This window comes from Pantoea sp. Ep11b, from assembly GCF_040783975.1.
Lineage (GTDB): Bacteria > Pseudomonadota > Gammaproteobacteria > Enterobacterales > Enterobacteriaceae > Pantoea.
Window position 1 is genome coordinate 3006337 of the sequence record NZ_CP160631.1, and the last position, 23203, is coordinate 3029539.

At 63.1% G+C, this 23203-nt stretch carries 4 protein-coding genes; 3 read left to right on the forward strand and 1 reads right to left on the reverse strand.

What is annotated here, in order from left to right; all coding sequences use genetic code 11:
- Positions 1-618 precede the first annotated feature (618 nt).
- The gene (locus AB1748_RS14170; RefSeq protein WP_367395655.1) at positions 619-18633 is read right to left on the reverse strand and encodes an Ig-like domain-containing protein; all 18015 of its coding nucleotides are present in this window, start codon (positions 18631-18633) and stop codon (positions 619-621) included.
- Positions 18634-19042: 409 nt separating this feature from the next.
- Here AB1748_RS14170 and AB1748_RS14175 point away from each other — a divergent pair, with 409 nt between their 5' ends.
- From AB1748_RS14175 to rcsD, 3 genes are all read left to right on the forward strand, one after another.
- Positions 19043-19243, forward strand: coding sequence for a hypothetical protein (locus AB1748_RS14175; protein ID WP_146240850.1), 201 nt, complete (start codon positions 19043-19045; stop codon positions 19241-19243).
- A 127-nt stretch (positions 19244-19370) separates the two neighbouring features.
- Positions 19371-20525 carry an MFS transporter gene (locus AB1748_RS14180; RefSeq protein WP_293771962.1) on the forward strand — a complete coding sequence of 385 codons (1155 nt, stop codon included), beginning with the start codon at positions 19371-19373 and terminating at the stop codon, positions 20523-20525.
- Between the two features lie 19 nt (positions 20526-20544).
- Positions 20545-23202, forward strand: coding sequence for a phosphotransferase RcsD (gene rcsD / locus AB1748_RS14185; protein WP_293771965.1), 2658 nt, complete (start codon positions 20545-20547; stop codon positions 23200-23202).
- Position 23203 lies beyond the last annotated feature (1 nt).

A 23203-nucleotide genomic window follows, 5' to 3' on the forward strand; every position in this document is an offset into this window, starting at 1 on the left:
AGGGGTTCTTATCATCATGGTGTTTTTCCCGGTGAACAAAGCGTGCAAAAGGGGTGCTGCTCAGAAGCTGATGGTACTTTTTCAATATTTTATTTATGGGTCGCAAGTCAGACGCTCCACGACCTTTAACATTATTAGATCATTTCACGCGCAGATTCCTGCTAAAAACAGATGAAATCTTTGATATTTCTGCCGGATGGCTGAAATATAGCCACCTGCCAGCCTCACATGCCGCCAGGCTGAGTGAACAGTACGGCGCAGCAGGCAGTGATTTTATTAATGTATTCGCGTTTGATCCCGGGCGTGCCGCAGACGGCGTCAGCCGCTGTTTAAGCGGGTCTGTAGTGATCGCGTGACGCCGTTCTGAATCAGCCACCTGAAACAGGCAACAGCACCCTCTGTCACGCTTCCGGAACCGTCTGACCTGTCAGCGCGGGCCGCTGATACAGAGCGCCGGAACGGGCCCCCTGGTGCGATGCCGTTTGCTGCGCTTACCCTAAACTTTCAGGCTGTTGATGGATAGTGGCGATAGTCTGGAAAGTGCCGGGATGAAGACACGCAAAAAAGCGGGTGCTTTCGCACCCGCTTCGTCCCTTACTCTGTCAGCGTTCGGGGTCGTTACACGACGTGAACCTGCAGATTCTGCTGCACCAGCACATCCCCCAGCGTGTTATCGCTGCTCAGTGCCGAGTTGTGGTAGATCTCAAAGACTCTGCCCTCCACCGTGCGCTCGCCGCTGACTTCCCAGATCCCGCCGTTGCTGTTCGCCAGCGTCACCTGGCTGCCATCCGCCCCTTTGATCAGCAGATCGTCACTCTGTTTATCCGTGATGTTGAGTGCCTCATTGAGATCGAGCTTCACGGCGTTGGTGCCGGTTCTGCCCAGGTCGAGTACCTCAATGTGTTCGACCTTCAGGCCCAGCGCGGTGAGATCCAGCGTGAGATTCTCACCGTTAAGCACCAGGGTATCGGTGCCTGCACCGCCGTCGATGTGGGTAAAGTTAAGGTCGCTGACCGTCACGATATCCGCACCGCTGCTGCCGACCACCGAGGCGCCTTCTGCCGTGCTGCCATCTGCCAGCGTGATCACCACGCCGCCGATGGTGTAGCCCACCTCCTCTGCCGGGGCCGGGTCTGCGGCCACTGCCGCCACGGTCTCACTGACCGGAGCGGTTTCGCTGCTGCTGACCGGCGTCACGCTATCCGCCTCCGTGACCAGCGTGGAGGCTACCGCCACCGTGGCGCTGCTCTCCTCGCCGCTGGTGCTGGCCGTGTGCTGCGTCTCAGAGCCGACACTGGCGAGCGTGGCGCTGTCATCCACCACCGAGAACAGGGCAACCGACTCGGTTGCCGCCAGCGTCACCGGCAGCAGCGAGCCCAGGATCAGGGTGTTGGTGGTGGTGTAGCTGTTTCCGGCCGCATCGACAATCGAGACTTTGGCCAGGGTATTCAGCGACAGCAGCAGACCGCCAACCGACAGCAGCGACGGTGAGAAGTTAACGGCGTAACGTCCCAGCGCATCGGTCGTGGTCGTCAGCGTTGGTCCGTTACTGCCGTTGGAGAGCAGCAGCGTCACACTGACTTTCGAGCCCTGGGCCGCATTCAGCGAACCGCCCTGCACCACCAGGCCATAGAGCGCAGAACCGACCAGGCTGAGCACCGGATCGACCCCGACCAGCGGCTGGTTATGCGACAGCGCGGTAAAGGTGCTGTTGCTGGTCGCGGTGTTGCCACCGATATCCGCCACCGTCACGGTCAGCGGATGACTGCCGTCCGCGATCCCTTTCAGCGTCGCTGACGGCACGGTGACGCTCCATGTGCCATCCGCCCCGACCGTGGTGGTGAGAACCGCACCCGCCACGTTAACCGTGACCCTGCCGCCCACCGCGTTGGTGCTGCTTCCCCGGATGATTTCACCGCTGTTTGCTTCCGCGATGTTGAGGTAACCATCGCCGCCAAAGAAGCTGTTCACGCTCACCGTCGGCAGCGTGTGGCTCACCACCGCCAGCGACGACGACACTGTACCGGTGCTGCCTGCGCCGTTGACCACGCTGGCGGTCACGGTCTGCAGGCCATCCGCGATGGCGGCGAGGTTAGCCGCCGGCACGGAGAGGCTCCAGTTGCCGTTGCTGCTGACCGTGGTGCTGTAGGTCTGGCCGCCCAGCGTCACCCGCACCACCGATCCCTCGGCGTTGCTGGCGGTGCCGCTGATGGTCTGGGCCGTTTTCACATCCACGGCGCTCAGGGCACTGTCGCCAAACAGTGAGGTAATGGCGACCACCGGCGTCGACTGACTGATGACGCTGAGTGTACCGCTGCTGTTGACCACGTTGCCGTAGGCGTCCGTACCGGTCACCGTGACGGTCTTCGTGCCATCGGTGATCGCCGTCAGATCCGCCTTCGGTACGCTGATGCTCCAGTTTCCGCCGCTGACCACTTTGGTGGTGTAGGTCAGGCCATTCAGCGTGGCGCTGACCACAGAGCCTGCAGAGAGGCTGGAGGTGCCGCTCAGCGTCTGGTTAGAGGCCAGATCCGCCGCGCTCAGCACGCCATCGCCAAACACCGTATTGACGGAGAGCGTGGGCTGAACCAGCCCCAGCGAAACGCCCGCGCTGGTGCTGCTGACGTTGCCGACCAGGTCGGTCACCGACGCGCTGACGGTGAAGTTACCGTTCAGCAGCGTCGAGAGCACCGCTGGCGACACCGTCGTTGAGAAGCTGCCGTCTGCGTTGACCAGCGCCGTGGCGGTGGTATTGCCAATCGCCAGCGTGACGCGGCTGCCTGCTGCGACCCCGGAAACGGTGCCGCTGATGGTCTGCGTCACCAGCGATTCCGCCAGGTTCAGCACGCCATCCCCGAATAGCGGATTCAGCGTGACTTTTGGCAGAGTGTGGATGCCGACCAGGGCGGTGGCATTCGCGCTGCTGGTGTTACCGGCGCTGTCGGTTACGCTGACGCCGACCGTCAGCGTGCCATCCGCCAGCCCCTGCAGCAGGGCTGGCGACAGCGGAACATTGAAGTTGCCGTTCACATCGGTCGACGTGACAAACTGCTGCGCGCCGACAGAAACCACCACGCGCGATCCCGCTTCCGCGCCGCCAATTACTCCACCCACCGTCTGCGCGAGCAGCGCGTCTGCCACATTCAGCAGACCGTCGCCAAACAGCGGATTAATGGTGATGGTCGGCAGCAGCGTATCGACCCGGAACCCGGCGCTGGTGGACGCGGTGTTGCCCGCCGCGTCCGTCACCGACGCGCCGACGGTCAGGTTGCCCTGCGCCAGCGTGCCCAGAATATCCGGCGTGACCGTGGCACTGAACGCCCCGCCCGCACCCACCGTCGCGGTGACCTGGCTGTTGCCGACCGTGAGCGTCACCGTGGCGCCCTGGGCAACGTTGGTCACCACGCCACTGATCACCTGGCTGGTGGCGATGTCGGCCAGGTTCAGCACGCCATCACCAAACAGCGACGTCAGCGAAACCGACGGCGCCTGGGTAAAGACACCGATGGTTGTGCTGCCGGAGGCCACGTTGCCGGCCGCATCCCGGACGCTGACGCCCAGCGTCAGGTTGCCATCGAGCAGTGCGGTCAGATCGCTGGCCGGCAGGTTTACGCTCCAGGCCCCGCCCGCCTGCACCGTAGTGGTGTAGCTCTTGCTGCCAAAGGTAACCGTGACCTGCGAACCGGCCGCCGCATTCTGGATCACGCCGCCGACCAGCTGCCCGGCCGCGGCTTCCGCGATGTTCAGCAGGTTATCGCCGCCAAACAGCCCGGTAAGCTCACCCACCACCGGCACCGCATTGACAATCGACGTCACGGATTCCCCCACGGTACGGGTGTTGCCCGCGCCATCCGTCAGGGTCACGTTAAACGCCAGATTGCCATCGCCCAACAGACCCAGCACCGACGGCGGCACCACGATGGCCCATTTTCCATCCTGACCTACGCTGGCGGAGAGCGTGGTTCCGCCCAGCAGCACCGACACGGTCGCGCCCACGCCCGCCGAGGTCGCCACCCCGGAAATCGTCTGCGCCACGGTGGCGTCCAGCGCGCTGAGCGTGCCGTCGCCAAACACCGAATCGACCACCAGCGTCAGCGCGCTGTTGACCACTTTGTTGACCGTCAGCGTGGCGTCTGTCTGGTTTCCGGCGCCGTCACTGACCCGCACGCCAAACACCAGCACACCTTCCGTCAGGCCCGCCAGCACCTCCGGCGTCAGGTTAAGGCTCCAGCGTCCATCCGCACCGACGGTCGCGGTGGCGAGAGGCGCCGCATCGCCCAGGTAGAGAGCGATCGTCTGGCCCTCGGCCCCCTGCGCACTGCCGGTCAGCACCTGACTGGTCACCAGGTCAGCGGCGTTGATCAGGTTGTCGCCCAGGAATGCATCCACCTGCACCAGCGGCGCAGAGGTATTCACCGTGACCGGCTGGCTGGCTGTGCCCACGTTGCCCGCCAGATCGGTGAGCTGCGCGGTGATCACCAGCGTCGAGCCGTCGGTCAGCGCCTGCATGGCGCTGGCGGGTACGGTGGTGGACCAACTGCCGTCGCTCTGCACAACGGCGCTGTAGGTCTGATTATCGAAGGTGACGGTGACCTGGCGGCCCGCTTCGCTGGCGTCGGTGGTGCCGCTGATGACCTGGCTGACACCGCTTTCACTGCTGTTCACCTGGTTATCGTCGGCAAAGTTATTGATAAACAGCGCCGGTGGCGTCAGGTCGATCAGAATATCTCCGCTGGTGCTGACCGGCGTGGTGCCGTCAGTGGCATTCACCGTGATCGTCACGCTGCCGTCCGCCTCCCCAAACGCGCTGACCGGCAGGGCCGCCGTTGACCAGTTGCCCTGCGCATCCAGCGTGGTGCTGTAATCCAGCCCCGCGATCACCACCGTGACCACGCCACCGGCACCCAGCCCGGATGAGGTGCCGCTCACGACCACCCCGCCCGCCAGATCCTGGGTGCTGATAATGTTGTCACCCGAGACGGTGCCCAGCGTCACCAGCGGCCCTGGCGGAGGCGTCAGATCGACCGCCAGGCTGACCGAGCCCGTGCCGGTATTGCCGGCCAGATCGGTCACCGTCAGATTCAGGGTTGTGGCAGTGCCAAAGGTCGCCATCTGCTCTGGCGTCAGCGTCACGCTCCAGCTGCCGTTGGCCGCCACAATCGCGGTGCCAAGCAGCGTGTCATTCAGCGAAACCGTCACCACAGTTCCCGGTTCGGCACCAGTCGCCGTGCCGCTGAGCAGCTGCGGCTGAATGCTCTCGCCGTAATTCAGCACGTTGTCGCCGGTAAAGTCCGTGATGCTGAGCACCGGCGGCGTGGTGTCGAGCACCAGCGAGCTGTTAATCGTCGCGCTGTTACCCGCGCCATCGGTGACCGTGATGGTGACCGGATAGGTGCCATCCGTCAGCGCCGAAAGCTGGTCCGCTGTCAGCGGCACCGCCCAGTTACCGCTGCTATCGGCCGTGGTGGTGTAGCGTTCGCCCCCCAGCGTCAGCTCGACGCGCTGATTCGGCTCCGCCTTGCCGGTCGTGCCGCTCAGGTTAATCCCGGCGGCAGCCTCATCAGCATTCACATAGCTACCCAGGAAATCCGGGCTGACCACCGGTTTCGGTGCGATGAAGCTGGCGAAGAACGGCAGCTGCGCTGATGCGCTGTTGCCCGCCGCATCCACGACGTTAACCGTCAGCGTCTGCGCGCCATTCGTCAGCGAATTCAGGGCATTGGCCGGAATGTCCACCGTCCAGTTGCCGTCCGTATCCACCGTACCGGAATAGCGGCTGCCGTTGAGGTCAACGGTAATGCTGACCGCCTGATTTGCCCCGGTGCTGCCGGTAGTACCGGTCAGAGTGACCCCGGCCGCGGCTTCGCTGATGTTCAGCTGGTTATCGCCGCCAAAGGTGTCCGGACTAAAGGTCGGTACCGGCAGGGTAACCGCCGTCACCACGTTCAGCGCGGTGCTGTCGCTGTTACCGGCGATGTCTGTCGCGGTCACGGTGATGGTGTGGCTGCCGGTGGTAAAGGTCGCTAACTGATCTGGCGAGAGCGTCAGCGACCAGCTGCCATCGTTCTGCACCGTGGCGGCCAGTGGCTCATTGTCGTTGAAACCTGAGATCAGCACCGCCACCGTCTGTCCGGCACCGGTAATACCGGTGGATCCCGTCAGAACCTGCGGATTGAGCGCCTCGGCCACGTTGAGCGCCCCGTCGCCAAACGGCAGATTCAGTGTGACATCCGGCAGCGTGTTGATGGCCACCAGCACCGTGCCGTTGATGCTGGCGCTGTTGCCACTGGCGGAGGTGACCGTCACGCTGACCGGCCAGTTACCGTCCGGCAGGCTCTGCAGCAGGGCTGGAGAGAGGTCGAGCGTCCAGCGCGTCCTGTCTGCACTCAGTTCCGCGTCATAGCGCGTGCCATTGATGGTCACCGTCACGCTCTCGGCATCCTGACTGTTCACGGCCCCGGTCAGGAAACCGCCCTCGGCCGCCTCTGCGGCATTGATACGGCCATCGGTGAAGGGCGTATCCAGCGTCGGCTCCGCCAGTGGCGTCAGTGCCGAGGTGAAGGTTTTGCTCAGCTGGCTGGTGTTGCCTGCGCGGTCGGTCGTCACCAGGGTCAGCGTGTGCACACCGGCGCCCAGGCTGGCGATCACCTCCGGCGTCAGGCTGGCGCTCCAGTTCCCGCTGGCGTCAACCGTGACTGCCAGCGGGATGTTCTGATCGCCCACCGTGACGCTCAGGGTCTGACCGGCCACCACCGTTGAGGTGCCGGTGACCTGCTGAACCACACCCGCTTCCGTAATGTTGATGATGTTGTCACCAAACAGAATATCGGTGAAAACGGCGGAAACCGGAGGTGTCCTCAGGACCTCCACGTCTGCGGTTACCTGCGCCGGATTGCCGGCCGCATCTGTGGCGGTGACCACCACCTGCGTCACCCCATCGACCAGCGCGTCCAGCGCGTCCGGATCCAGTGTAAGCGTCCAGTTGCCGCTGGCATCGGTAGTGGTGCTGAACGGCTGCGAACCGACAGTGATGCTCAGTACGGTGCCTTCCGCCAGGTTGGTGCTGCCGCCACTCAGCGTCAGCGACCCTGCAATATCGGCGTCACTGACCAGCGCATCGCCAAACGGCGTCTGCAGGGTCAGGGCGGGCGGCGCATTAATCGCCACGTCGATCGACAGATCGCTGTTCGTCGTGACATTGCCCGCGGCGTCGGTGACCGACACGCTGATGCCGTTCGTGCCATCCGCCAGCTGCTGCAGATCGGCGGTGGGTATCGTGACCGACCAGCTGCCGTCCTCCGCGGCCGTGGTGGTGTAGCTGACGTTATTGAGCGTCACCGTGACCGGCAGGCCACCAGTGGTGGTGCCCCCGATGGTGAGATCCTGGAGCGATTCCGCCACGTCCAGGATATCACCTGCGCTGACCGTGATGCCGGTCAGTGCAGGTGGGGTGGTAATGAAGCTGACCTCCTGGCTGACGGTGGCCGGATTACCGGCCGCGTCGCTGGCCGTGACGGTAAAGGTTTGCGTGCTGCCGGACGCCAGGCCGGTAAAGGCGCCGGACGGCACCGTTACGCTCCAGTTGCCGTCAGCGTCGAGTGTGGTGGTGTAATCATTGCCGTTAAACGATACCGTGACCTGCGTGCCGGCGGCCAGCCGGGTACTGGCGCCGCTGACCACCACATCCGCGGCGGCCTCAATCGCATTGATCACATCATCCCCGGCCACCACATCGAGCGTCAGCGTCGGCTGAACCTGATCACTGGCCAGCACGACCAGCGAGGCGCTGCTGCTGGCCGGATTGCCCGATGCATCGGCGGAGACCACCACCAGCAGCTGGTCGCCATCCGGCAGATTAGCGAGATCGGCGGCAGGAACGGTCACCGTCCAGAGTCCCTCTCCGTCGACCGTGCCGCTGTACTGGATCCCGTTCAGCGTAACCGTCACCAGCTGGCCTGTCGCCAGGTTGGTGCTGCCGCCGCTGATAGCCAGATCCTGCTGCGCTTCGGCCTGATTCAGGAAGTTATCGCCACTGATGGGATCGATGGTCAGGGCAGGCAGATTCGCGCTGTCCGCAGCAAGCGTCAGGGTCTGCGGCACCGTGGTCGGGTTGCCCGCCGCATCCGTCAGCGTCACCTCAACCGGATAGTTGCCGTCTGCCAGCCCCTGAAGGACGCTGGCGGGCAGCGTGACCTGCCAGCTGCCGTCAGAGAGTACCAGGGTGGTGTAATCCACATTCTGGAAGCTGACGGTCACGGTCTGTCCGGCATCCCCGACCGACGCGCTGCCGCTGATGGTGACGGGTTCCAGCACCTCCAGTGAGTTGATGATGTTGTCACCGCCCATCGGATTCAGGGTCAGCGTCGGTGGCGTCAGATCCACCGTCACCGCGCGGGTCAGCGACCCGCTGTTACCGGCGGCATCGCTGGCCGTGACCACCAGATCATTGACGCCCGGGGCCAGTAACTGCAGCTGTTCCGGCGTTAAGGTCAGTGTCCAGTTGCCCTGCGCATCCACCGTCGCAGAGTAATCATTTCCGCCCAGCGTTACCGTTACCGACTGGCCGCTGCCCGCGACGCCGGTGGTGCCGCTCAGCGTCTGGCTGAGCGCCGACTCGGCCAGGTTGAGATAGCCGTCGCCAAACGGGGTGTTAAGGCTGATCGCGAGGTCGCCGGTCGCCACGCTGATCTCGCGCGTTTCAGTCACCGGATTGCCTGCCGCATCACTGACCGTTACCGTCAGGATATAGGCCCCGGCCGGAATGCCCGCCAGCGCCCCGGCAGGCAGCGTCAGGCTCCAGTCGCCATCCTGGCCCACGGTGGTGGTCCAAATCTGATTATTCAGGGTCACGGTGACCCGCTGTCCGGCCTCCGCACTGCTGCTGCCACTCAGTTCAATCGGGGCAAGGCTTTCAGCGATATTGACGATGTTGTCATCCGCGACGGCATTCAGGGTCAGGGTCGGTGGCGTCAGATCGACCGTCACGCTGCCCTGGCTGCTGCCGCTGTTCCCGGCGGCATCCTGAACCGTCACGGTGTAGTCCACCACCGCTTCCGGCAGATCGGCCAGCGCCGTGGCGGGCACGCTGACCTGCCAGTTGCCGTTGCTGTCGACCGTGCCGGTGTAGGTGAGGCCATTCAGCAGCACGCTGACCGTCTGACCGTCGCCTGTGATGCCCGTGGTGCCGCTCAGCGTCTGGGCGGTGGCGATCTCGCTGCTGTTGAGCGTGCCGTCACCGAAGGCCGACACAATCTGGGGTGCCGGCGGCGTGGTCAGCACGCTGAGCGAGGCTTCGCTGCTCAGGGCCGCCCCCCCGCTGTCCGTCGCCGTGACCGTCAGCGTGTAAGGGCCGTCAGCCAGCGCCGTCAGCGCCTCAGCCGGAACGATAACGCTCCAGCGGCCGTCGGCCGACACCTGGGCGGTGTAGCTGACACTGTTGAACAGCAGCGTAACCAGATCGCCCTGCGGCACGTTGACGGCGCTGCCGGTGACGATCAGCGGCTGACCCAGCTCCAGCGCATTCAGGTAGTTGTCACCGCTGATGGCGTCAAGCGACAGGCCAGAGGCGTTGCTGTTGACGTCGAAGGTCAGATCACGGGTGGTGGTGTTGCCCGCCGCATCGCTGACGGCCACGGTGAAGGTGGCGCTGCCATCGGCAAGGGCGGCCAGCGCACCGGCTGGCACGATCAGGCTCCATGCCCCGCTGGCCTGCACGACGCCGCTGTAAACCGTACCGTCGAACGCCAGCGTGACCAGCTGGCCCGATTCGACGTTGGTGGTGGTGCCGGTCAGACGCTGATCGGTCAGGCGTTCCGCGCCATCCACCACGTTGTCACCGGCAAAGGCATCCAGCGTCAGGGTGGGCAGCGTGCCCGCCCCCACTTTCAGCGTCAGATCGCGGCTGCTGGTGGTGCTGTTTCCGGCTTCATCGGTGGCGGTGACCGTCAGCGGATAGCTGCCGTTGCCCAGCCCGCTGTAAACAGTGGCGGGCAGCGCCAGCGACCAGTTGCCGTTGATGTCAGCGGTGGTGCTCAGGGTGGTGCCATTGAAGCTGGCCACGATCAGCGCATTGCCGTCGCTGCTGCCGCTCAGCGTCAGCGGCTGCTGACTCTCCACCGCGTTGATGATGCCATCGGACGGGGTGATAAAGTTCAGCGCCGGCGGCAGCGTATCGACCTGCAGCGTCCCCCCGGCCTGACTGCTGTTGCCCGCGACATCGCTGACCTCCACGGTGTAAGGGGTGCTGCCCTGGGGCAGCGCAGCCAGCGCCTGTGGCGGAAGCGCCACCTGCCAGTTGCCTGCGGCATCGACCGTGCCGCTGTAGCTGATCCCGCCCAGGGTGATGCTGACGGTCTGGCCGTCGCCCGTCACGCCGGTGTTGCCGGCGATCGCGCCACCGGCAGCGGCTTCCTCAGCGTTGAGAATGCCATCCGTAAAGGCCACGCCCGGTGTGGCGACCGGCAGGGCGCTGGCCACGACGGTCAGGGTGGCGTCGCCGGTTGCCAGCGTCACTCCGTTAACGTCGCTGGCGGTCGCGGTAATCGTCAGCGGGCCATCCGCCGCTGTGCTGAAGGTTTCCGGCGGCAGCGTCAGGCTCCAGCTGCCATCGGCATTTACCGTCGTGCTGGCCGTGGCGCCGCTGGCGACCACGGTGATTAGCGTGCCCGCAGGCAGGCCGCTGGTGCTGCCGCTGACCGCGACAGGCTCACCCCGCTCCAGCGCGCTGAGGTAGTTGTCGCCGCTGATCGGCGCCAGCGCCAGCGACGGCAGGGTAGTGTCGACCGTGAAATCAAGCTGGCTGCTGGTGCTGTTCCCCACGGCGTTGATCACGCTGACGCTCAGGCTCTGACTGCCCTCACCCAGCTCCGCCAGCGCACCCGCAGGCAGAATAATACGCCAGTTGCCGCTGGCCCCGACGACCCCGCTGTAGTCGGTGCCATTCAGGGAGAGGATGACCTGCTGCCCCGGCTCGACGTTACTGCTGCTGCCGCTGACCGTAATCGGCTGCAGCTGCTCGGCCGCCGTGACGATGCCGTCTCCGGCAAAGGTGCTGCTGTCGACACTCAGCACCGGCTGTATCTCCGGCGCGGTAGCGACGTTCAGATCCACCACCTGGCTGCTCTGGTTGCCGTTCGTGCTGGTTTCGGTCACGGTGACAGGCACCGTACCCGGCGGCAGCGCAGCCAGCGCCTCAGGCGCAATCTGCAGCGACCACTGACCATTCACGCCGACGGTGGTGCTGTAAAGCTGGTCATTAAGCTGAACGGTAACAATGTCGCCATTCTGACCGCTGCCGCTTACCTGCAGCGGTTGCAGGACTTCGCTGCTGTTCAGGGCATTGTCCCCGCCGATCGGGGCGACGGCCAGCGGCGGCAGCGTGGTGTCTACCGTCAGCACGCTGTTCTGGCTGTTGCTGTTCCCGATGGCATCGGTCACGGTCACCACCACCGGATAGCTGCTGCCATTGGTCAGTCCGGCAAGCGCCGCAGGCGGCACCGGCAGTGACCAGTTACCCGCCTCGTCAACCGTGCCGGTGTAGGTCACGCCATTCAGCGTCACGCTGACGCGGTCGCCCGCGCTTCCCGACCCGCTGAAGCTGAAGCCGGCGGCCTGCTCGGCGTTATTCAGGATGCCATCCCCGGCAGGCGCATTCAGACTGAAGTCCGGGGCGGCGGTGTCGACGGTCACCGGGAACGGCGTGGTAGCCACATTGCCGTTCGCCGTGGTCACGGTCACGTTGAGATCGTAACGTCCATCGTTCAGCGACTGCAGGTCGGCAGAGGGCAGCGTGGCGGTCCAGCGACCAGCAGCGTCCACCACCGCGTCATAGGACGCTCCGTTCAGCGTCAGGCTGACGCTGCTGCCTGGCGTCACGGTACCGCTGATGGTCAGATCGGCTGCCGCTTCCGCCGCGCTGATGATGCCATCGGTGGCAATCGGATCGACGGTCAGCACCGGCAGTCCGGTATCGACCGTCAGCGGTACGCTGATGCTGTTGCTGTTGCCCGCGACATCCGTGACCGTCACGGTAATCGGGTTGCTGCCCTGCGCCAGCGCCTGAAGTACGGACGGCGGCAGCGTCACGCTCCAGTTGCCGTTCGCCTCAACCGTGGCCGGATAGCTGATACCGCCCAGGGTCACGCTGACCGCCTGACCGGGTTCAACGGACCCGGTCAGCGTCTGCGCCACGCTGGCTTCCGCCGTATTGAGGACGCCGTCGGTAAAGGGCGTGTCGACCTGCGGAGCGGCTGGCGGTAAGGTCGCCACCAGCAGCGACTGGCTGGTCTGCACGCCACCTGACGACGCAGTCACGGTGAGCGTGCCCTGCGGCAGCGTCGCCAGATCGGCGGCCGGTATGCTCAGCGTCCAGGCACCGTTTTCATCGGTCAGGGTGGTGTAAACCGTCCCGCCCGGCACCAGGGTTACGCTGATCGGGCTGCCCGCAGGCAGGTTCGCCGATGCACCGCTAAGGATAAGATCACTCTCCGCTTCCAGCGCATTCAGCGTGCCATCATCGCTGACTGGCGCAATCGAGAGCAGCGGTTCTGCGGAGACGACGACAGTGAGCTGTCCGCCGGAAGGCTGCGCCGGGTTACCGGCCAGGTCCGAAATCGCCACGGTAAAGGGTTTATCCCCCGCCGCGCCCAGCGATCCGGCGGGCAGCGTGACAACCCAGCTGCCGTCAGCCCGGACGACGCCATCGTAAGACTGACCGTTAATGGTCAGGAGTACCGGCTGGCCTGCCGGAACGTTGGTGACACTGCCCGTTACCAGAATGTCCGTCAGCTGTTCGGCGCTGTCGACCTGGTTATCGCCGGTGACGGCATTGATGGTCAGCACCGGCGGGTTCTCCGCCAGCACAGTGACGCCGGAGCTCAGCGTGCTGCTGTTTCCATAGGCGTCGCTGAGCACCACGTTAATCGGATAGTTCGCATCGCCCAGCTGGCTGACGATCGCGGCAGGCACCGTCACGCTCCAGAGGCCATCAGTGCCCACGGTCGCCGTGTAGGTTTCACCGTTGAACGTCACGCTGACCAGGTTGCCCTGCGCGCCGCCACGTCCGTCAATCACCAGATCCTGGGTGTGTTCCACGATGTTGATATAGCCATCACTGGCTGGCACAGAAAGCTCCAGCAGCGGCGGTGTGGTCGCAAAGGTCAGCGAACTGCCGGTCTGGGTGCTGTTGCCATCGGCGTCTGTCGCCACGACCGATATCAGCTGCGTGCCGTCAGGCACACGGGTCAGGTCGGCGGCCGGAAGGGTCACGCTCCAGCTGCCATCCTGTGCCACGACAGCCGAGTAGGTCAGGTTGTTCAGGGTGACACGAACGATATCCCCTTCATCGCCGGTTCCGCTGACGATCAGCGGCTGCCGGGCATCTTCGACGTTGATCACCCCATCCGGGGCGGGATCGTTCAGCGTCAGCGACGGCAACGCCGTCGCCACCCGCAGTTCGCTGCTCCGGGTGCTGCTGTTCCCGGCTGGATCGGTCACTGTGACCGTCACCGGCAGGGTCTGATTCGGCAGCGTAGCCAGATCGGCAACTGGCACGACGGCGTTCCAGTTGCCGTCATCGCCGACCAGGGCGCTGTAGGTTTTGCCATTGAGCGTCACCGACACGCTGTCGCCTGGCTGACCGGTGCCGCTGATCTGCAGGGGCACCGTCAGTTCACTGTTGGTCAGTACGCCATCGCCGCCCGGCGCATTAACGGTCGCCACCGGAAGCTGCGTGCTGACCGTCAGGGTTTCGGTCTGCGAAGCCGTGTTACCGCTGGCGTCGGTCAGCGTTATGGTCAGCGGATAGCTGCTGCCATCGGCCAGCGCCTGTAGCGCGCTCGCAGGCAAATCCACACGCCAGCTGCCTTCCCCATCCACGGTAGCGGTGTAGGTCTGGTTGTTAAGCGAAACAGAAACGACCTCGCCCGGCCGGGCACCTGAACCGCTGACCGGCACGCCTGCCGCCACTTCAAGGCTGTTGAGGATGCCATCGCCGCCCGCGATCTCCCCCACAATCAGAACCGGCGGCAGCGTATTGACGCTGAAGTTCAGCGTCTCGTCCACGCGGTTGCCCGCCTCATCGATCGCCGTGACCGTCAGGCTGTTGGCACCCTGCGGCAGCAGAGCCAGATCGCCCGCTGGCAGCGACAGGCTCCAGCTTCCGTCATCGTTGACGGTGGTGCTGTAGGTTCTGCCGTTAAGCTGCAGCTCGACCCGCTGGCCCGCCACGGCTTTCCCGGTGCTGCCGCCGATCAGCAGATCGCTGCCCGCCTCCAGCTGATTGAGAACGCCATCGCTGATCGCGCTCTCTGCCAGCGTAATCTGTGGCAGCGTGTTCACCACCACGTTCAGCTGGGCGGCGTCAGTCAGCAGCGCGCCGGTGGCGTCGGTGGTCGTCGCCGAAATCAGTTTGATGCCGTCGGTGATCCCCGCAAGATCGCCCGCCGGTACGGTGATGCTCCAGAACCCGTTGCTATTCACCACCGCGCTGTAGGTGCTGTTGTTGAAATCAACCAGCACCGCCTGTCCCGGATTGACACCCACCGCAGAGCCGTTGATAACCAGGTCGCTGCTCAGCTCCTGCAGGTTGAGGAAGCCATCCAGGCTGACAGGTTCGGTGATCGTGATAACACCCGGCTGTCCTGGCGCGGGCTCCACATTGATGTCGCGGCTGTTGGTCGCCTGAAGCCCCGCTGCCGTCGAAACGCTGACCGCGATGGTGGCGGTGCCCGCCGCCAGGGCGCTGAGCGCCGCAGAGGGGATCGACAGGCTCCAGCTGCCGTCGGCGTTGACCGTGCTGCTGTAGTTCTGGCCGCCGAGCGTTATCAGGACCGTCTGGCCCGCCTCCACATTGCTGGTGCTGCCGGAGAGGGTCTGATCCAGCGCTTTCTCGCTGTTATCGAGCAGGTCATCACCCGCAAAGATGGCGATCGCGATCGCCGGTGTGCCCGGTTGTGACGGGGTCTCTACCACAATCGCCCGATCTTCATTCGCTACGATCCCGGCCTGGGTGGTGACGCTGGCACTGATGGTCACACTTCCCGCCGCCAGAGCGGCCAGGGCGCTGGGGGGAACGTTCAGGCTCCAGCTGCCATCCCCGTTGACCGTGGCGCTGTATGTCTGGTCGCCCAGCGTGACCGTCACGATCTGACCAGCCTCGACATTCGAGGTGGTGCCGCTGAGCAGCTGTTCGCTGTTCTTCTCATCGTTGTTCAGCACATCATCACCGGCAAACGGATTGATGGTGATCACGGGCTCGCCCGGCTGGGTCACCGGCGCCTCAACGGTGATCGGCAGGCTGTCGCTGACGGCGGTTCCCGCCGCGTTGCTGACCGTGGCCACCAGAGTGGCCGTTCCGGCGGCCAGGGCGGCAAGCGCATCCGCCGGGATGGCGATATTCCAGCTGCCGTCGGCGTTGACCGTGCCGCTGTAGCTCTGACCGCCCAGCGTCACCGTGACAAGCTGGCCCGCCTCGACGTTAGTCGTGCTGCCGGAGACTGCCTGCGCCTCCAGCTTCTCATCGTTGCTGAGGATGTTATCACCGGCAAAAACGTTGATGACCAGGGTCGGCGCGCCGGGCGCGGTGCCGGATGCCTCGACCAGGAAGTCACGCGTTTCGCTGACCGCCGTGCCGTTCTGATCGCTGACCGTGGCGCTCAGGGTTGCGCTGCCAGCGTTCAGCGCCGCCAGCGAGCTGGCCGGGATCGTGACGCTCCAGCGGCCATCCGCGCCAACCGTAGCCGTGAAGAGTTCTCCGTTCAGGGTGATGGAGACCTGCTGGCCTTCGCCGATGTTGGTCGTGCCACCGCTCAGCAGCTGATCGCTGGCTTTTTCGCTGTTGCTGAGGATGTCATCCACGGCAAAGGCGTCGATGGTGAGGGTAGCGGCGCCCGGCTGCGTTGCCGGGGCCTCGACGGTGATCGGCAGTGTGGCGGTAACGCTGTCGCCCGCCGCATTCGCGACCGAAACGGTCAGCGTGGTGCTGCCTGCCGCCAGCGCGCTGAGAGCCTCTGAAGGCACCGTGACGCTCCAGCTGCCATCACTCTGTACGCTGGCGCTGTAGGTCTGCCCGCCCAGAGTGACCGTGACAATCTGACCAGGTTCAATATTGATGGTCGTGCCGCTGACCGGCTGACCGACCGCTTTTTCTTCGTTGCTCAGCAGGTTATCGCCCGCGAAGTTATCAAGGATAAGACCCGGCTCGCCCGGCTGCGTGGCCGGAGCCTCCACCGCAATGTCGCGGGTTTCGGTGGCGATGACGCCCGCGGCGTTGCTGACCGATACGTCGATCGCGCTGGAACCTGCAGGCAGCTCCCCCAGCGCGGCGGCCGGGATGCTCACGCTCCAGTTTCCATCGCCATCCACGGTGCCCAGGTAAGTCTGGCCGCCCAGGGTGACGGTCACCGTCTGACCCGCCTCGACGTTGGTGGTGGTGCCGGAGAGCGTCTGGGTGGTGCCTTTTTCGTCATTGCTCAGGATGTCATCCCCGGCAAACTGACCGATAGTGATCACAGGATCGCCCGCCTGCGTGACCGGGGCCTCGACATTCAGCGGCAGGCTGTTGGTCGCGGTGTCACCGGCCGCATTGCTGACCGACACCGTCAGGGTCGTCGTGCCCGCCGCCAGCGCACTCAGGGCCGCTGAGGGCAGCGTCACGCTCCAGTTGCCCTGCGCGTCCACGGTGCCGCTGTATGTCTGTCCGCCCAGGGTTACCGTCACCAGCTGACCCGGCTCCACGTTGCTGGTGCTGCCGGTCACGGTCTGGTCGGTGGTCTTCTCGGCATTGCTCAGCTGGTTGTCGCCGGTAAAGTCATCCAGCGTGATCGCTGGCGGGCCAGTCACCACCGGCGTATCAACGCTGATGGTGCGGTTTTCGCTGGCCTGAGCGCCTGCCTGGTTAGTGACGACGGCGGAGATTGCGAGCGATCCGGCGGCCAGCGTATTCAGCGCCGCAGACGAGAGCGTGACGCTCCAGTTGCCCTGCGCATCCACCACCGCACTGTAGGTCTGATCGCCCAGCGTGATGGTCACAACCTGCCCCGCCTCCACATTGGCGGTGCTGCCGCTCAGCAGCTGGTCGCTGTTTTTCTCGCTGTTGCTGAGGATGTCATCCCCCGCAAACTGATCGATGGTGATAACCGGCGTGCCCGGCTGCGTCACCGGTGCCTCGACGGTAAAGGTCAGGCTGCCGCTGGCGACGGTGCCCGCCTGGCTGGTGACGGTGGCCGTGGCGGTGGTGGTGCCGGAGGCGAGTGCCGCCAGCGCATCGGCAGGCACGGTGATGCTCCAGCTGCCGTCGGCCGCGACGCTGCCGCTGTAGCTCTGCCCGCCCAGGGTGACCGTCACGATCTGTCCGGCCTCGACGTTGCTGGTGCTGCCGGAGAGCGTCTGCGGCGTGGTTTTTTCGGCGTTGCTCAGCACGTCATCGCCGGTAAACGGCGCGATGGTCAGGGCTGGCACGCCAGGCGTGGTATCCGGGGCCTGCACCTGAATGCCCAGGCTGGCGGACGCCGTGGTGCCGGCGGCGCTGGTGACGCTGACGTTGATGGTGCTGCTGCCTGCGGCCAGCGCGGAGAGCGCGGCGGCCGGAATGGAGACACTCCAGCTGCCATCTGCGCCCACGGTGGCGTTATAGGTCTGACCGCCCAGGGTGACCGTCACGATCTGCCCGGCCTCGACGTTACTGGTGCTGCCGGAGAGGGTCTGCGGTGAGGTTTTCTCGTTGTTATCCAGCAGATTGTCGCCGGCAAACGGATTGAGGCTGATAGCGGGCGTGGCGGGCGTGCCGGGATCCGGTGCGGCCACGGTGACGGGCAGGCTGCCATTCGCCGTCGTGCCTGCGCCGTTGGTGACGCTGACATCGATGGTGGTGGCGCCCGCCGGGAGGGCCGCCAGCGCGGCGGCCGGAATGGTGACGCTCCAGCTGCCGTCCGCCCCGACGGTAGTGTTGTAGGTCTGACCGCCCAGCGTCACGGTGACAATCTGGCCCGCTTCGACATTGCTGGTGCTGCCGCTCACCACCTGATCGCTGGTTTTCTCGGCGTTATCCAGCACGCCATCGCCGGCAAAGGCGTTCAGGGTGATGGCGGGGGTGCCTGGCGTGACCGGGGTTCCGGGATCGCTGCCGCCACCGTTCCCCCCGCCACCGCCGCCGCCACCACCACCGCCTAAGCCCACGGCCAGTCCGGCTAAGCCCAGCACGCCCAGACCGCCCGCCGTGATCACGCCCATCGAGGTATTGGTGTTATCGGCCAGCAGCAGCGGCTCTACGCTGTCCAGGGATTCATAGGTAGGCGTAACCGAACTGGATGCCAGTTCAGCGCTCTCGGCAGTCTGCGGGAAAAGCGCATGTTCCGGCGGATTGACGCCATCGTCGAACACCAGCTCGCTGTGCTGGCCATCAGCGTCGTCCAGAAAGAATTTCTGATAGCGAACGGTGCTGCCATCGCGCATGTGCAGCACCAGGTCGTTGCCCTGACGTTCATACTGGGTCACCAGGGCGCGCGTGCCATTGATGCGCACGACGCTGGGCTCGGTGAGGTTAATGGATTGTGATGAACCGCCAACAGATTGCGAGATGAGCGTGCCATTTTCGCGCGAGATAATGTCTACACGGCCTTGCGTGAGTTCTGCCATTTTTAACCTCTATTCCACCAGACTGGCTAATATACTGAATCCATAAACATAAATTATTTTTATGCTTATGAAATTCACATGTAGGTTATCCTCCCGGAAACGGAAGGCATATCCACCTGGTGGCCGGATAAACGGCGCAGCAAAACTACGGCAAAGACCCGAATCATCACGGGAAGTGTCGCTATTTTTTTGTTGGAGTTTTCGTACAGACTCGCGGGAAACGTAACGGTTCTGACAGATTGATTTTTAGCGTAGCCCGATGAAAAATCAATTTCAATGTGCAGATTTCATTATGATTTAATACTTTTTACATAAGAGAAACGTGGAAAAGCGTTTTCTGAAAATGCGCTTCCCCATTGTTTTTTCATGTCAATTTATTGCTGACTGTTTCCATAAATGATGTAAAAAGGTGAACAAACCCGCGTTTCAGAAACTTTATGGCGCGTTAAAAAATTTGTTAAATATGCGAGTCGGCCAGCATTTATTGGTGGCCCTTTTTTCGCTGGCCGCCGTTAACCCGTTCAAAGCGAGCAGGAAATTTGCGTTAAGTCGACAGGCGCACCGCCGACTGATGCCAGGAAAGTTCTGGAAAAAATTCGCGGCGCAATAAAAGTCGGTAAACTCCCGGCTTTATGATTTATACGATGTTGCTGCACGACTTCTGATAAGAGGTGCAAGGGCCGCTCACTCACGGCAAGTGCTACACTTTTCCGCTTTACCTTTGATGAATCTGACCTATGACCGCACTGGACGCTGCACAACAACATAAACAGCAGAGCCGCCTGAACTGGGGCACGCGCACCATCTTTCTGATCAATGGCTTAGGGATGTCCGCCTGGGCACCGCTGGTTCCGTTTGCCCGCGATCGCCTGCAGCTCAGCGGCGCTTCGCTGGGTGCCTTGCTGCTCTGTCTGGGAATCGGGTCGCTCGCCGCCATGCCGGTAACCGGCACGCTGGTGGCACGCTTTGGCTGCCGCCGGGTGATGGCCTTTTCGACGCTGCTGGTGCTGATGATGATGCCGCTGCTGGCAACGGCTGACTCGCATCTGGTGATGGCGGCGGCGCTGATGCTGTTTGGTGCCGGGCTGGGCATGCTGGATGTGGCGATGAACTATCAGGCGGTGCAGGTCGAGCAGGCCGCTGACAAACCGATGATGTCCGGCTTTCATGGCTTCTTCAGTCTGGGCGGCATTCTGGGCGCGGGCACGGTCAGCCTGTTGCTGAGCCGGTCCTTTACCCCGCTGGCCGCCACGCTGGTGGTGATGGCCGTTATGCTGCTGCTGTTGCTGTGGCGGCTGCCGGTGTTAATGAACGAACGCCTGCACCAGCCCGACCAGCCCTGGCTGGTGATCCCGCGCGGCTGGGTCGCATTTCTTGGCCTGCTCTGCTTTATTCTCTTTCTGGCGGAGGGCGCCGTCCTGGACTGGGGCGCCCTGCTGCTGCTGCAGAACCCGGCTATGACTCCGGCCTATGCCGGACTGGGGTATGCGATCTTCTCAGTGGCAATGACACTGGGTCGTTTCAGCGGCGATAAGGTCATCGCACGCTTTGGCCGCTATCCGGTGATGCTGACGGGTGCGCTGACCGCCGCGGCGGGCATGAGCCTGGCCGTCTGGCTGCCGTGGCCGGAGATCGCCCTGCTCGCCTTCCTGCTGGTCGGCTTTGGTTTGTCTAATACGGTGCCGATGTTGTTCAATGCTGCCGGGAATCAACGGGATATGCCTGCGAACCTGGCGATTTCTGCCATGACAACGCTGGGATATGCGGGTATTCTCTCAGGTCCGGCTTTAATCGGATTCATTTCGCAATGGATTAGCCTCAGTGGTGCATTTTTAGTGATCGCCCTGTTGCTGTTAGCGGTAGCCGCCAGTGCGCGAAAAGTTGCGCGATAATTCAGGTACCTGACACGCTATGTTGTATAAGTTTCCACTGACCTCCGGCAACGTCACCCGCTTTTTTGTGGTTTTCAATCTGGTGCTCCTGCTGGCGCTGGGCTTTATGGTGCATAACTCGGTGAATGCCTGGCTGACCGGGAAACGTTATGCCATGGACGATCTGGCGCGCGACGTACAGAAGCGCATCGACGCCTATCGCTTTGCGACCTGGCAGATCTATGAAAATCTCTCCACCAGCGCGGCAGGTGCGACACCCGGCAATAATCTGCAGGAGACGCGGCTGCGTCCTGATGTCTATTATCTGGAAAAAACCCGGCGTAAAACCGAAGCACTGATTTTCGGCTCACACGACAGCAGCACGCTGGATATGACGATGCGGATGTCGAACTATCTCGATACCCTGTGGGGCGCGGAAAATCCCACCTGGTCGATGTATTTTCTCAACGGTCAGGATAACAGCCTGATTATGATCTCGACCCTGCCGCTGAAAGATATGGCAACGCGCTACAAAGAGAGCGCCATCAGCTCTATGGTTGACGGGCGCCGCGCGGAGATGCTGCAGCAGGCCAATGCGCTGGATGAGCGGGAAAGTTTCTCGCCGCTTCGCCATCTCGCTTTCCAGAACGATCACTACTTCACGCTGCGCACGACCTTTAACCAGCCGGGCCACCTGGCGACGGTGGTCGCCTTCGATCTGCCAGTCAACGACCTGATTCCGCAGAACATGCCGCTGGAGAATTTCCAGCTGCGCCAGGACAGCAGCCTGCCTGCCAGCAGCAGCGATCAGCAGGAGGTGGAAAACACCCGCATCTCGCTGGTGAACCCGAACATCGAAATCACAGCGACCCTGCCCAGCACCTCGCTGCAGCTGGTTTATCAGGTGCCGATTACCCGTCTGCTCCTCGACAGCCTCTACAACCTGCTCTGGCCGCTGCTGATCAACCTGCTGCTGTTCCTGCTGTCGCTGGCCGGGATTGTGCTGCTGCGTCAGCAGTCGCTGCGCCCCAGCGAAAACCAGAGCGCGGAACTCGATTCGCTGCGGGTACTGAATGAAGAGATCGTGGCCAGCCTGCCGGTTGGCCTGCTGGTCTATGACTTCGCCAGCAACCGCACCCTGCTGAGCAATAAAATTGCCGAACATCTTCTGCCTCACCTCAATCTGCAGAAGATTATTAATATGTCCGACCAGCATCAGGGCGTGCTTCAGGCTACGATCAACAATGAAGTGTATGAGATCCGCCACGCCCGCAGCGTGCTGTCGCCGCATACGCAGCTGTTTATGATGCGCGATCAGGATCGCGAGCTGCTGGTGAACAAAAAACTGCAGAAGGCGCAGCAGGTGCTGGATCGCAACCACCAGATGCGGCAGCAGCTGCTGCACAATCTGGGCCATGCGCTGAATCAGCCGCTGGAGAAGATGGTGGCGCAACTGGTGCAGCTGAGTCAGCGCGATGCCGATGAAACCGTGCTCGACCTGCTCGATGAGAGCCAGGGGCTGGCGCGGCTGGTCGATGATATCGTTCTGCTCAACCGTCTGGAGGCGCACGACTGGTCACCGGATGCGACGGTCTTTAACCTGCAGGATCTGCTGGATGAGATTGCGCTGGAGAGCCTGCCGCTGATGCGCCGCAAAGGGCTGTCGCTGGTGGTGAACAACCATCGGGCGAATGACGAGACGCGCTTTGGCGACCGTCGCGCCCTGCGCAAGGTGCTGACCACGCTGATGCACTATGCTCTGACCACCACCCGCTGGGGAAAAATCACCCTGGAAGTGAAGACGACAGAAAAGCAGCCCGACAGACTGATCATCGAACTGGTCGATACCGGGGCCGGACTGACGGTGGATGAGCTGGCTAACGTTGACTTCCCGTTCCTGGGCGACACCAGTCAGGATCGCTACGGGCAGGCGTCAGGCATGGCGTTCTTCCTGTGTAAGCAGCTCTGCAAGCAGATGGGCGGCAGTCTCGATATCGTGGCCAAAGCGGATATCGGCACGCGCTACAACATGCAGCTGCCGCTGGCCCTGGAGCAGAAGCAGGAAGAAGAAGAGGAAAAGATTCTGGATGGCGTGACCGCGCTGGTGGAGATCACCGTGGAGGACGTGCATAAGATCGTCTGCCGGCATCTGGAAAACTGGGGAGCGCGTTGTCTGACGCCTGACGAGCGTATCTCCGGTCAGGATCACGATGTGCTGGTCACCGACGATCCCTCAAAGCTCAGCGGCTGGGCACTGCTGCTGGCCGGGGATGAACTGGGGCATCATGCCCTCAACGACCAGCAGTATCGGGTTAACTTCAATCTCAGTAATGCGCTGCTTGATGCATTGCTGGCCCTGATTGAGAAGCAACTGTCGCATGATGTGATGGATAACGACACGGAAGACGACGCAGCCACGCCATTGATGAGCGGTGGCTATTTCCAGCTGTTTACGGAGACAGTACCGGATGATGTGAAGAGACTGTATACTGAGTCGGCGGAAAAGGACTACGCTTCGCTTGCTCAGACAGCGCATCGCCTGAAGGGCGTGTTTGCCATGCTCAATCTGACTCCCGGCAAACAGCTTTGTGAAGAGTTAGAACACCACATTAAAGCGTGTGACGATTCAAACATTACAAATACCACCAGTGATATTGACGCTTACGTCAATCAACTGCTGCAGCAAGGTAACCAATAAG